This window comes from Croceibacterium mercuriale, assembly GCF_000802385.1.
GTDB lineage: Bacteria > Pseudomonadota > Alphaproteobacteria > Sphingomonadales > Sphingomonadaceae > Croceibacterium > Croceibacterium mercuriale.
The window spans coordinates 1,987,552-2,000,473 of the sequence record NZ_JTDN01000001.1; the positions used below are offsets into that span (position 1 = coordinate 1,987,552).

The 12,922-nt window shown below is 67.7% G+C and carries 9 protein-coding genes; 5 read left to right on the plus strand and 4 right to left on the minus strand.

The window, feature by feature from the left end:
• Positions 1-21: 21 nt before the first annotated feature.
• Complete coding sequence (locus PK98_RS09255) at positions 22-1,170, minus strand: hypothetical protein (protein WP_152608573.1); 1,149 nt, start codon at positions 1,168-1,170, stop codon at positions 22-24.
• A 226-nt stretch (positions 1,171-1,396) separates the two neighbouring features.
• Entirely contained in the window at positions 1,397-4,501 is a 3,105-nt protein-coding gene (locus PK98_RS09260; protein ID WP_200884988.1) for a glycoside hydrolase family 2 TIM barrel-domain containing protein, read from the minus strand.
• 331 nt (positions 4,502-4,832) lie between these two features.
• Between PK98_RS09260 and PK98_RS09265 the strand changes: the two genes are divergently transcribed.
• Positions 4,833-5,933, plus strand: coding sequence for a PQQ-dependent sugar dehydrogenase (locus tag PK98_RS09265; protein WP_235425442.1), 1,101 nt, complete (start codon positions 4,833-4,835; stop codon positions 5,931-5,933).
• A 50-nt stretch (positions 5,934-5,983) separates the two neighbouring features.
• Here PK98_RS09265 and PK98_RS09270 read toward each other — a convergent pair whose 3' ends face one another.
• The gene (locus PK98_RS09270) at positions 5,984-6,895 is read right to left on the minus strand and encodes an SDR family oxidoreductase (RefSeq protein WP_039095943.1); all 912 of its coding nucleotides are present in this window, start codon (positions 6,893-6,895) and stop codon (positions 5,984-5,986) included.
• 73 nt (positions 6,896-6,968) lie between these two features.
• Between PK98_RS09270 and PK98_RS09275 the strand changes: the two genes are divergently transcribed.
• The 4 genes from PK98_RS09275 (at position 6,969) to PK98_RS09290 (ending at position 10,455) form a co-directional block, all read left to right on the plus strand.
• On the plus strand, positions 6,969-7,613 hold the full coding sequence (locus PK98_RS09275; protein ID WP_052208267.1) for a TetR/AcrR family transcriptional regulator: 645 nt from the start codon (positions 6,969-6,971) through the stop codon (positions 7,611-7,613).
• A gap of 114 nt (positions 7,614-7,727) precedes the next feature.
• Entirely contained in the window at positions 7,728-8,102 is a 375-nt protein-coding gene (arsC, locus tag PK98_RS09280) for an arsenate reductase (glutaredoxin) (RefSeq protein WP_052208269.1), read from the plus strand.
• Positions 8,102-9,379, plus strand: coding sequence for an arsenic transporter (locus PK98_RS09285; protein ID WP_039095944.1), 1,278 nt, complete (start codon positions 8,102-8,104; stop codon positions 9,377-9,379). Before arsC ends, PK98_RS09285 begins: the two co-directional genes overlap by 1 nt.
• A 128-nt stretch (positions 9,380-9,507) precedes the next feature.
• Entirely contained in the window at positions 9,508-10,455 is a 948-nt protein-coding gene (locus PK98_RS09290; protein WP_152608574.1) for a retropepsin-like aspartic protease, read from the plus strand.
• 15 nt (positions 10,456-10,470) lie between these two features.
• Here the strand turns inward: PK98_RS09290 and PK98_RS09295 are convergent, their stop codons facing one another.
• The gene (locus tag PK98_RS09295; RefSeq protein ID WP_039095952.1) at positions 10,471-12,861 is read right to left on the minus strand and encodes a membrane-bound PQQ-dependent dehydrogenase, glucose/quinate/shikimate family; all 2,391 of its coding nucleotides are present in this window, start codon (positions 12,859-12,861) and stop codon (positions 10,471-10,473) included.
• Positions 12,862-12,922 lie beyond the last annotated feature (61 nt).

The following is a 12,922-nucleotide window of genomic DNA, read 5'->3' on the forward strand; positions in this document are numbered from 1 at the left end:
TGGCGGTTCCTTGAACGATGATCAGCGCGACGGTGCTGGCGGGGTGCCTTCCGGCGGCAGCATTTCGGCGGGGACAGGCAGCACCATGAGATCGAGCTTCTCGCCCTGTGACAGCATGCCGGACTGGACGAGGATACGCTTCCCGTCGGGGCTGAAATTGCCGTGCAGATGGTCCGGGCGCATGACATGGCCCGTCGTCAGCAGGCGGCGGCCGCCTGTTGCTCGATCGATCAGCCAGAGATTGCCGTCGAAATCGTCCGACAGCGCCAGCCGGCCGTCGGGGGTGCCGTTCCCGTGCCAGTAGCTGCGGCCGGCTTCCCACCGGGTCTGGCCCAGGTTCTCAATTGTGCCGTCGCGCAGCGATGCGACCATCAGTCCGGACGGGTACTGACGCAGCGGCGCATTGTGGCCCATCACGTTGAACATGACGTGATCGGCATCCAAGAAGACTTCGTGCGTCACCCAGTCGGTCTTCTGCTCGGGATAGAGCGGGCGGTTTCCGGTACCGTCCCGGTTGACGATCCACATCCGCTGGGGCGCATCGCCGCCGGTTTCCCAGCAATACAGGATTTCCCCCGGCACCCACGGGTTGGCCTGCACGTGGCCCATGCGGAATTCACTGTCGATCACCCTGGTCCAGGCACCGGTCCGCAGGTCCAGCGAACGTACCCCGCCGGGCACCTGCGGCACCGGCTGTCCCGGCGGCCGAGGGGGCGGGTCTGACAGGTTCACGCCGAAATAGGCAGTCTGCTCGTCCGCATCGAGGGTCCAGCCGCCGGAGTCGCGGTAATCCTCGGGCAAGGTCGCGACCAGCCGCTCATGATCGCCGGGGCTTGTGCCGTTCGTGGTCGCCATGCCGAACACCGCGTCCAGATCGACCGCATACATGCGCCAGCGGCGGTCACCCTGATCCTGTCGCAGGTAGAACAGCTCGTTCGTCAGTCGCGCGACATTGAGCGATCCGGTCATCACCCCCGGCCCGTCAGTCAGCTGGGTGATTGTGCCGGTCCGCTCGTTGACGGCAAAGGCTTGCGAGTTGCCGTCAGCCGAGCGGGCGGAGGACCGGAAGACGATATGCTCCCCATCATGGGCCCATTGCGGATGCGTCTGGTAAAGCTTGGCGTCGCCTTGTGCCCCGTCCGTCAGCAACTGCAACTGTGCCCCTGTCACGGAATCCGCAATGGTCCGGGTTTCCGACGGAAAGCGCTTTCCGACATCGTTCGCCAATACAGGCGATGCCAGCAGCACCGCGGTAAGCACAAGGGCACATTTCGCCCGCAAGATCCTCATGTTCATCCTCCCCGGCCTGTCACCCCGGTTGACCCGGCGTCGACGTTGGTTCTGCACGTTTGCCGCGTCACGTCAGCCAAGCGGCCGGCATTTGCAACCAGCGCGTTCAGGGCATCAGATTGAAGGACAGCCTGCCTGCGTAGCTGCCCTGCGCCAGAGCCGGCTGGCCCGCCGGGCCCGTCTGTTCGGCTGGCTGAAACTTGGCACCCATTGCGGGTATCGCATGAAGGAACCCGAGCGCTCCGGACGGAAATGCGGCGCTGGTGGACGGCAGGTCCGATGGCCGCGCCCCCAGTTGCAGGAAAGGCGTGCGCCCGTCATTGCGGATCAGCAACGCACCGTTCCCGCCAGCAAGCCGCAGCCAGCGCGGATCGGCGAAGTAGCCGGCCATATCGGCGGAGGGCACACCCTGCTCCCCGGGCGCGGCGATCCTGTGGACGCCCAGCTGCGGGCCGCGCAGGCGGTTCTGCCAGACGGGCCACGGACCACGGGCCAACGCAGTGGCAACGGTCTGCGCGCCGGCGGCATTGCCGAACCCGACGCCGTGAAACAGCATCGGGCCGTCCAGCGTATAGCGGTAGTCGAGCGTCAGCGTGCCATCGCCGGCGAGCGTCCAGCGTGCCCGCTCCAGCCCGCCCGCGCCCGGCGCCTCCAGCCACGCGACCGGCTCGCCTGTGGCAGCATCGATGTCGGTGCCTGTCTGCACGGCCACCGGCGCAGCTGCACTCTGCGGAAACCGCTCCGCCTGATAGGCGAGACGGACGGAGCGGACCTGCGGCACGCCGCGGGAGCCGGTCAGGTCGATCAGGCGGATTGCGGCGACATGCTGCGCGGGAAACGGGTACAGCTTGCCGTCCCGCGCGATCCGCGCGCCCTGCGACACCGTGCGCCAGTTTGTGCTGTCAGGCGAGATCTGGAGCGTAAAGCCGCCCCAGCCATCATCCTCGCCCAGCCCCAGATCGACCTCCGCCATGTTCGCCGGAGCCGGTGCGGCGGGGCGGTAGAGGCCGCCGCCAAGCGCCTCCAGTACCCGCCAGTCCGGCTCTTCCTTCGTCGCAGGGCGGGCGAAAATCAGCCGCGGCCCGTCGGCCAATGTCGCATCCTGGCCTGTGCCGAATGCCGTCAGCAGGCCGGTCGCCGCATCGAACCGGGCCACCGCCTGCCCGGCGGAGAGGCGCACTTCCCCACCTTCACGCACCACCTGCGGCTCGCCTGTCGCAGCGACCTGCAAGGCAGGTACGACTTCGGCATGCGCCGTCGGCCAGACCCATCGGGCAATTTCGCCGTCCGCCTTGCGCGCCACCAGCTCCAGCGCATCGGCTCCGCGCCATTCCCGCGGCAGCGGCAAGCGCAGCGCGCCTTCCCCATGCGGAGCGATCGACGGGCCCGTCAGCGACCCTTGCGCCAGCACCGTCGGCGCACTGTCCGCCGCCTGCGGCCCGGCAAAGCGCAGCCAGCGCCAGTCGAACGTCACCGCATCGAGCGAGGTGAAGTCATGGCGGTTGGCGAGCGTCAGCCGCCCGTCGAACCCCGCCGTCAGCTCCGGCGTGGCGACCTGCACGGGGGACCAGACCTGCCTGATCGTATGATAACTCGGCTCGGGCTCGTGCCGGGGACCGACCAGCCCGTCCGGCCCCATGCTGGCGGCCACTTCGATCCGGCCGTCCTGATCGGTGCGGGCAATGCCCTCATCCGCCAGGTTCCACAGGAAGCCACCGGCACCGAAGGGCGACGCCAGCATCGCGTTCCAGTAATCGTCGAGGCCGGCGCCGTGCCCGCCATCGTACAGGCCGTGGAGGAACTCGGTCGGAAGTACCAGGTGCTTGCCCGCCAGATGCGCCTCGAGCTCGTCATAGCGCGGGTAATGGTCGGTCTGCAGACCGTCATACAGCTCCCACGGATGCACCACGGGGCGACGCTGCGGATCGTACAACGCGAAGTCGGCATCCAGTTCACGGTTCCAGCCGCCTTCGTTGCCGTTGGCCCAGAACAGGATGCTGGGATGGTTCACGTCACGCTGCACCAGCTCGCGCACCAGTTCGCGCCCGACCTCGGTGCCGTGCGCCTTCTGCCATCCGCTCAGCTCGTCCATGACATACAGGCCGAGCTCGTCGGCCGCTTCGAGGAAGGCCTCTTCCGGCGCGTAATGCGACATGCGTACCGCGTTCATGTTCAGGTCGCGCAGCATGCGCGCATCCGCATAGGCATCGGCACGGCTAAGCGCGCGGCCGGTATCGGCCCGGAAGCTGTGGCGATTGACGCCCTTGAGCATCACCCGCTGCCCGTTCACGTAGAGCCCGTCGCCCGCCCGGACCTCGAACGTCCGGAAGCCGAACCGCCGGCGGACATGGTGCACCCGTTCTTCTCCACGCCAGAGCGTGACATCCACATCGTGCAGATGCGGCGTCTCCGCCGACCAGAGCAGCGGCCGGTCGAACTGCCCGGTCAGTCGCGCCTGCGGGGCCCCGCCGGCCGGCAGGTCGACCCGCATCTCAGCACCCACCGGCGCGCCGGACGCGTCGATCACCTGCGCGGTGAGGCGGGTGACCGTGCGCGGCGCACCCAGGGTGACATCTGCAAGGAAGGCACCGTTCGCCTCGGCAGCGATGGCCACGTGCGCGATCGCCTCGACCGGCGTGGCCTCCAGCCAAGCAGGCCGGTAGATGCCGCCGAACACCCAGTAATCGCCCCACCGCTCCGCCACGTCCGTCGCCGGCGCGGCCGAGGCCTCGTCCACCCGCACCTCGATCATGTTCGTGGCACCCGGCGTGAGCAGGGCCGTCACGTCATGGCTGAACCGGTTGAAGCCGCCCTGGTGCACCGGACCGGCGGGCTTGCCGTTCACCAGCACCAGCGCATCGGTCATCACGCCATCGAACACGATGCGGACGGTCCTGCCGGCCCAGTCCGCCGGCACGTCGATGGAACGGCGATAGACGGCACTGTCCTCCGCGCGAGGGCCGCGGACATAGCCGTACTGATAGCTGCCGAATCCCTGCTGCTGCCAGTTGGAGGGCACCGGAATGGTCGCCTGCTCGCCCGCCCGCATGCCGCCGTCGATCGTGAACTCCCAGTCTACCGCGTCGTCGGGTCCGGTGCCGGTCAGCATCAGGCGCTCGGTCCCGGTCGATCGCTGTACCCTGGCCGGAACATCCTGGACCTGGACCTGCGCCTGTGCCCCCGTCGTCAGCAGCATAGCCAGCAGGGACATGGCTGAAAGGTGACACGGCAGCGTAACGGTCATCGCCAGACATCTCCGGACCGCGGGCAGCGGGTCGGCGAACTTTAGCGGTGCAAGTTCGGTCAAGTCAAACCTGTACTACAAATTAGCTTGCAAGGCTTGGGTGATTGAACAACACAAGAATGGAGTTTCTCCCGGGCCGACGCCTACTCAGCCGAGTCCGCAGATGCACAAAGGATCGGCTTTCATGCGAACACTCATGACAACTCTGTGCCTTGCGGCTGCCTTGTCTGGCCTTGCGGCTTGTGGAGGTTCCCCGGAGGGTGCCGCGCCGGGCGCCACTGCATCTGCCGAGCCGCTGATGCGCGTGGCCGGCGGGGAGCCGGTGGAGATGGCGGCAACCGCGCCGTTCACCGTCACGGCCCATGGTGCGTTCGACCAGCCATGGGCGCTGGCCTTCGCGCCCGGCACGCGGACGCTGTTCGTGACCGAGAAGCCCGGCACGCTGAAGTTCATGGCACTGCCCGGCGGACAGGTCGGCACGGTGACCGGTCTGCCGGAGGTGGATTATGGCAAGCAGGGCGGGCTGGGCGACGTCGCCTTCCTGCCCGGGGAAAGCTCCTCGGTGCTGTCGGGCCGGACGATCTATCTGACCTGGGCCGAGGCGGGAGACGGCGACACACGCGCTGCGGCGATGGGCCGCGGGCAGCTGACCTGCGCCAGTACCCTGTCATGCCGCATCGACGGGCTTGAGGTGATCTGGCGCCAGCAGCCCAAGACGGAAGGCCGCAATCACTACTCCCACCGGATCGCCTTCTCGCCGGATGGCAAGTACCTGTATCTCGCGTCAGGCGAGCGGGATCAGGGTGCCCCGGCACAGGATCTGGCGACCAATCTGGGCAAGGTCCTGCGGCTGAACCTTGACGGCACGCCGGCCGAGGGCAACCCGTTCGCCGATCGTGGCGGCGTGTCGCGCGAGATCTGGAGCTATGGCCACCGCAACATCCTGGGCCTGGCGTTCGATCCCGATGGCCGGCTATGGGATCTGGAGCATGGTCCCGCCGGTGGCGACGAGCTCAACCTGGTGGAGCGAGGCGTCAATTATGGCTGGCCGATCGTCTCCAACGGTGACGGCTATGATGGCACGCCGATCCCCGACCACGCGACCCGGCCCGAGTTCCGCCCGCCGGTGCTCAGCTGGAATCCGATCATTGGACCGGGCGACCTCATGTTCTATTCCGGCGCGCGCTGGCCGGAGTGGCGTGGTGCGGCGATCGTGCCGGCCATGCCCACCCAGTCGCTGCTGATCCTGGCCAGGGATGGCGCGCAGTTCACCGAACGGGCGCGGTATGACTTCCCCGAGCGCATGCGCGCTGCGGTGGAAGCGCCCGACGGATCGCTCTGGCTGGCGGAAGATCGCACGGACGGACGCCTGCTGCGGCTGGTGCCGAAAGCTGGATAGGCGCTCACGCCTCGTTCCGTCAGCACGGTCGCAGCCCTGCATCCGCCTGGTCAGTACCGCACGCCGGTCGCGCCTTCCGACACTGCCCACAGGCGTTCGGCCGCGGTCTGGTCCAGCGCTTGCCGGGGAATCCTGGCATCCGCCGGATAGCCGCGGGTCTCACCAAGCCGGTCGGGAGCGTAATAGCCGCCCGGCCTGGCATCGGCCGACGTTGCCGCGAACAGCAAGGGCAGTGCGCCCTGGGCCGCGGGCTGGAAGAGGAACGGCAGGAGTGATCGCACACGGCTGTGCAAGCTGCCGCGACCCGGTCCGTTGTGAAGCAGTTCCGTCCGCGCGACGCCAGGATGGGCGGCGATGCTGCTGATGGCCCACCCGGCCGCGGCACTGCGGCGCTGAAGTTCCAGCGCGAACATGAGGCAGGCGATCTTGGAGCGCGCATAGACCGGCATGGCAGAGTAGCCGCCCTCGGCATTCCAGTCGTCCCAGTCCGTCGATCCCGATCGGGCCGCCACGCTCGACACCGAAACGACCCTTGCGCCGCCGGCCGCACGCAGCAGCGGCAGCAACTGCCCGGTCAGTGCGAAATGCCCGAGGTGATTGGTACCGAACTGCAGCTCGAAGCCGTCCGCAGTCTGCTGCCGCGCCGGCGGTACCATCACGCCTGCATTGTTGACGAGCAGATCGATATGGCTGTCCTGTGCCGGCAACCGCTCGGCAAAGCGCATGACCGATGCGAGCGAGGCGAGGTCCAGCAGCTCGAAGCGTGCACGTGCCGCCGGCACCTGTCCCTCGATCCGGGCGATCGCCTCGGCGCCTTTCCGCGGATCACGTCCGGCGATGACGACCTCTGCGCCGACGCGGCAAAGCGCCAGTGCCACCTCCAGCCCGAGCCCGCCCGTGCCGGTCACCACCGCTACTCGCCCATCCTGCCGGGGCATGTCCTCAAGCGTCCACTTTCGCATCGTCGTCGTTCCTGCTATCTGCACTGAGTGCAACAAGTAGCTTGCACTCAGTGCAATAATCAAGCGTGAAGTGATGACCGTGCCGGAAAAAGAGGCTCAGCCATTATCAGGCCTGCGCGAGCGCAAGCGTCAGGAGACCCGGCGGCGGATCACCGATGCGGGGATCTGCCTGTTCGTAGACAAGGGTATCGATGCGACGACGCTGGACGAGATCGCGGCGATGGCCGGGATCTCGCGCCGCACCTTCTTCCATTATTTCAGGTCGAAGGACGACATCCTCCTCTCGCTCCAGCAAGGCATGGGCGAGATGATCGCGGAGCGGATCCGCCAGGCAGGCGACGCGGCCCTGCCCCTCGATGCTGTTCGTGGCGCAGTGATCGCGACCTGCGCCGAGATACCGGCGGACGACATGGTGGCGATCGACCGGCTCATGCGGTCTAGCCCCGCCGTACAGGCGCGCAAGCAGGCAAGCTATGTCGAGCATGAGCGCACGCTTGACGCTGCACTCCGCGAACGATGGCCCGACCCGCCGCGCGCCATGGCGCTCCGGCTTGTTGCCATGGTCGCGATCGGAGCTATCCGGCTGGCCACGGAAGCACTCGGCATGGAAGGCGAACGACGGACGCTTGTAGAGCTCCTGGAGAACGCCTTCGACACGCTGACCGATGAAGTTTCGGGCGCAAAGGCTGACAACCGTACGGCCCCGGTGCAAGGCTAGAACGGACCGGGAGACGATCGACGCCGTTCCTGGTCGGGGCTTGCTGCGCCGTTTCGCCAGACCGGCGCGCGCCGCCGATTGCCGAACTTACCCCTGCTGCTGAAAGGATGCGCAATGGCCGTCGATATCGTCATCTATCACAATCCTGCCTGCGGTACATCGCGCACCACGCTGGCGATGATCCGCGATGCCGGCATCGAGCCGCACGTTGTCGAGTACCTGAAAACCCCGCCTTCCCGAGCCCTGCTGGCTGACCTGATCGTGCGCGCCGGTATCGCGCCCCGCGCCCTGCTGCGGGAGAAGGAAACGAAGTATGCGGAGCTGGGCCTCGCCGACCCATCGCTGTCGGATGACGCGCTGATCGATGCCATGGTGGCGCACCCGATCCTCATCAATCGCCCGCTGGTCGTATCGCCCCTGGGTGTGAAGCTGTGCCGTCCGTCCGAGGCGGTGCTTGATCTCCTTCCTGCGGGCCAGCCCACCGCCTGATGCTGCCCGCGGTCCTGATCTTCGTCGCCACGATCACGCTGGTCATCTGGCAGCCACGGGGCCTCGGCATCGGCTGGAGCGCGACAGCCGGCACGATCGTGGCGCTGCTTGCCGGCGTGGTCTCGCTGTCGGATGTGCCGGTGGTGTGGGACATCGTCTGGAATGCGACCGGCGCCTTCGTGGCGATCATCATCATCAGCCTGCTGCTGGACGAGGCGGGCTTCTTCGAATGGGCGGCGCTGCATGTCGCCCGGTGGGGACGGGGCAACGGGTTGGGCCTGTTCGCGCTGGTCGTCCTGCTCGGCGCCGCCGTGTCCGCATTGTTCGCCAATGATGGTGCCGCGCTGATCCTGACGCCGATCGTCATCGCCATGCTGCGGGCGCTGGGATATGGCACGAAGGCGACGCTCGCCTCTGTCATGGCGGCCGGCTTCATTGCCGACACTGCCAGCCTGCCGCTGGTCGTATCCAACCTCGTCAACATCGTGTCGGCCGACTTCTTCGGTCTGGGCTTCGCCGAATATGCCGGCGTGATGATGCCGGTGAACCTGGTGGCGGTTGCTGCCACGCTGGGCGCGCTGCTGCTGTTCTTCGGCCGCGACATTCCGCGCGTCTATGATGTGGGTGCATTGCGGGCGCCGCACGAGGCGATCCGCGATGCCGCAACCTTTCGCGGTGGCTGGATTGTCCTGGGGCTGCTGCTCGCCGGCTTCTTCCCGCTCGGCGTGCCGGTCAGCGGCGTGGCTGCCGCCGCAGCGGCCGTGTTGCTGGTGATCGCCGGGCGAGGCGGAGTGATCCACACCGGCACGGTGCTGCGCGGTGCGCCGTGGCACGTCGTGATCTTTTCCCTCGGCATGTACCTGGTCGTCTATGGCCTGCGGAATGCAGGGCTGACCGACAGCCTGGCCGTGTTGCTCGACCGGACGGCACAGGGCGGCGTCTGGGGCGCGGCGCTGGGGACGGGGGTGATCGCCGCGCTGCTGTCATCGGTGATGAACAACCTGCCCACCGTGCTGGTCGGCGCGCTGTCGATCGACGCAACGAATGCGACCGTCGCGGTCAGGGAGGCCATGATCTACGCCAACGTGATCGGTTGTGACCTTGGCCCCAAGCTCACCCCGATCGGCTCGCTTGCGACCCTGCTGTGGCTTCATGTGCTCGGCCAGAAGGGCGTCCGCATCGGCTGGGGCTACTATTTTCGCGTCGGTGTGACCCTGACCGTGCCTGTCCTGCTCATCACGCTCGCAGCTCTCGCACTGCGTATTGCATCCGCCTAGTGGCCCGCGGCGCAACCTGCCGGCGCCCGGTCCCGCCTGTAGACACCCGATCTTGGCTGTAGGGCTGCGCCTCCGCGCGTGATATCCTTGCGCCAAGCCCGGCCGATGTGACCGGGCAGGAGAGGATCATGCGCGTTCTTGCGCTCACCGCCGGGCTCATGCTCGGCGTGGGTGTCCCTGCCTTTGCGCAGGACCCGGTCACCGCGGCCCCCGCCCCGCCACCCGCGACCGAGCTGATGGCGCTCGGTTACGATCGCCACGACCGGCCGACAGTGGCCGTGACCATCGGCGATGCCGGCGCTTACGACTTCCTCATCGATACCGGCTCTCAGGCGACGGTGCTCTCGCGCGAGATGGCGGACGCGCTCGGTCTGTCCGATCGGCAACCGGTCACGCTGATCGGCGTGGCCAGCCGCCTCGCCACGCACACCGTCGCCATGACCGGGCTGATGATCGGCCAGCGCCGGACTGACGAGCTGCGCGCCGTGCTGGTGGAAGGGCAGAATATCGGCGGCGCGGACGGGGTACTCGGCGTCGATGCGCTGCAAGGCCAGCGCGTGCTGTTCGACTTCACCCGCCGGACCATGACCATCGCCACGCCCGAGGAGGCGAAGAGCAGCCGCGGTTACGAGATCGTCGTGCGCGCACGCGCGCGATCCGGCCAGCTGATCATCACAGACACCCGGATCGAGGGGATCCGCACCTCCGTGGTGATCGACACCGGTGCCGAGGTGAGCGTCGGCAACGCGGCGCTGGCCCGTCGCCTGCGGGCGCGACAACGTGAGGGACTGGAGCTCACCGACATCAATGGCGCCATCGCCTACGGACATATCCATATCGCCGAGAGCGCCGAGATCGGGCGATTGCGACTGACAAGCGTACCGATCGTCTTCACCCCCTCCCCGGTCTTCCGTGCGCTCGATCTGGAGGATCAGCCAGCGATGTTTTTGGGCATGCGCGAGCTGCGGCTCCTCCGGCGCATCGCGATCGACTTCAAGACCCGGCGGATCCTGTTCGACGTCCCCACGTCCGAACGCGAGATGGCGGAGGCCTGGTCGCGCCTGGTAGAACCCTGAGGCGAAGCTCGGGCCTTACTGCGGCAGAGCGTAGGCGATCACCTCGTCCCCCACGGGCGTTTCCATGAAGTGGTGCCCGCCGGCATAGATCACGACATATTGCCGGCCGTTCTGCTCGTAGACGGTCGGCGTCGCCTGTCCGCCCGCGGGCAGCACATCCTGCCACAGCACCTTGCCGGTATCGAGATCGATCGCCCGGATCAGGTTGTCCGTCGCCGCGGCGATGAACACCAGACCGCTGGCCGTGACCACCGCGCCGCCATTGTTGGGCGTGCCGATGCGGACCGGCAGCATCGAAGGCACACCGAAGGGCCCGTTGGTCCGCGCCTCGCCCAGGGCACGATCCCACAACGTCTTGCCGGTGCGCATGTCGATGGCGCGGATGCCGCCATAAGGCGGCTGCTTGCACAGCATGCCGGTAAAGGGCAGCCGCCAGCCGGCATTCACGTCCACGGCGAAGGGCGTGTTGGCCTGCGGATCGCCCGCGCCTTCTGCCCCACCGATATCACCCCGCGCCTGGTCACGCGGTGCCCAGCCGCGCTTGTCGGCTTCCTCCCGCGGGACCAGCGTCGTGTAGTTGGGCATGTCGTTGTAATTGGCGACGATGATCCCGCGCGCCGGGTCCACCGCCACGCCGCCCCAGTCGGTCCCGCCATTGTAGCCGGGATAGGTGATGGAGTGCTGCCCGGATTCGGGCGGCGTGAAGAAGCCCTGATAGGATGCACGGCGATACTGGATGCGGCACACCATCTGGTCGATGGGGCTCATGCCCCACATATCCCGCTCGGTCAGCGGTTCCTTGCGCAGCGTATGCCAGAGCGAAACGATCTGCGTGGGGCTGCGCTGGTCCGGCTCCACGCCGCCGCCGGGCACGCGGATCTGGCCGATCGGCGTCAGCGCACGACCGGTCCGCCGGTCCAGCACATAGATGTCTCCCTGCTTGCTGGGCACCAGCAGCGCCGGCACGGCAGCGCCACCATTCGCCGCCGGCCAGTCGATCAGCGTCGCCTGTCCGCCGAAGTCGTAATCCCACACATCCTTTTTCACCGCCTGGAAGCTCCAGCGCGGCTTTCCGGTTGCGACATCCATCGCGACGATGGAGGTGGCATAGGCGTTCTCCGCCGGGCGGCGGCTCTTGCTGTAATAGTCGCCGGCGGAATTGCCCATCGGCAGGTAGACCAGCCCGAGCTGCTCGTCGCCGCTGGCGGTGGTCCACATGTTCGGCGTGCCGCGGGCAAAGGTCTGCCCGGCGGGCGGCAGGCCATCCCATTGCGGGTTCACCATGTCCCACGCCCAGCGAAGCTCCCCCGTCACGGCATCGAAGCCCTGGATCACGCCCGAAGGCGCCCAGCGATCCTGCCCGTCCAAGACCTGGTGGCCGACCACCAGCACGCCGCGCACCAGCGTCGGCGGGGACGTGATGGAGACGTAACCCGGCGGCACATCGCCCATCCCGGTGGTGATGCTGGTCTGGCCGTTCTGGCCGAAGCCGGGGCATCGGCGGCCGGTGCGCGCATCCACCGCGATCAGCCGCGCGTCCAGCGTTCCCTCGATGATCCGGGTCGCGCATGGCGCATCGGCAGCAAGGCCGGGGGCCTGGTAATAGACCACGCCGCGGCAGGCGGCGGTGTAGGGAATGTTCTCGTCCGGCACATTCGGGTCATGCCGCCACCGTTCCGCCCCGGTGCTCGCATCCAGCGCCAGCATGATGTTCTTGGGCGTGCAGATATACAGCGTGTCGCCGATCTTCAGCGGGGTATTCTCCGCGCCGTACGTACCCTCCGCCACGCTGGAGGGCAGGTCCCGCGTATGGATCAGCCAGGCACGCTCCAGCCCGCCGACGTTCTCCGGCGTGATCTGCGTGAGCGGGCTGTAGCGGCGCGCGGCATTGGTGCCACCGTAGGCGGGCCAGTCGCCACCCGTGGCCACCAGCGACGGGTCGGTCATGCCCGGAGCCCGCGATGCCGGCAGCGGTCCGGTCGGCGGCGTGTCGTAACCGTGGGTGAAGGCGAACCCGCCGCCAACACATGCCAGCAGCAGGATGCCCGCAGTCACGCCGGCCATGCGCCAGCGATCCGGCCGCGCCGTCAGCATCGCCATGACCGGGATCAGCAGGAACAGCAGGACAAGCGGCGCGATGACACGCGGCACCAGTGCCCAGGCGAGGCCTCCCGTTTCCCAGAAGGCCCAGAGGACGGTGACGGCAACGATGCCGGCATACAGCCAGCCGCCGCGCCGCTGCCCCTTCAGGAGCCACCAGCCGGACACCGTCATGGCGCCACCGGTGATGAGATAATAAAGCGAGCCGCCGAGCACCGCCAGCCAGACGCCGCCGATCGCAAGCACCACGCCGATGATCCCGATCACTACACCCAGCGCGATCGCGGACCATGGGACTCTTGTCATCTCGGCACTCCTGCGACTGCGGGCGCGCGCGGCAGGTCACCGCGACATCATACTCCCATCT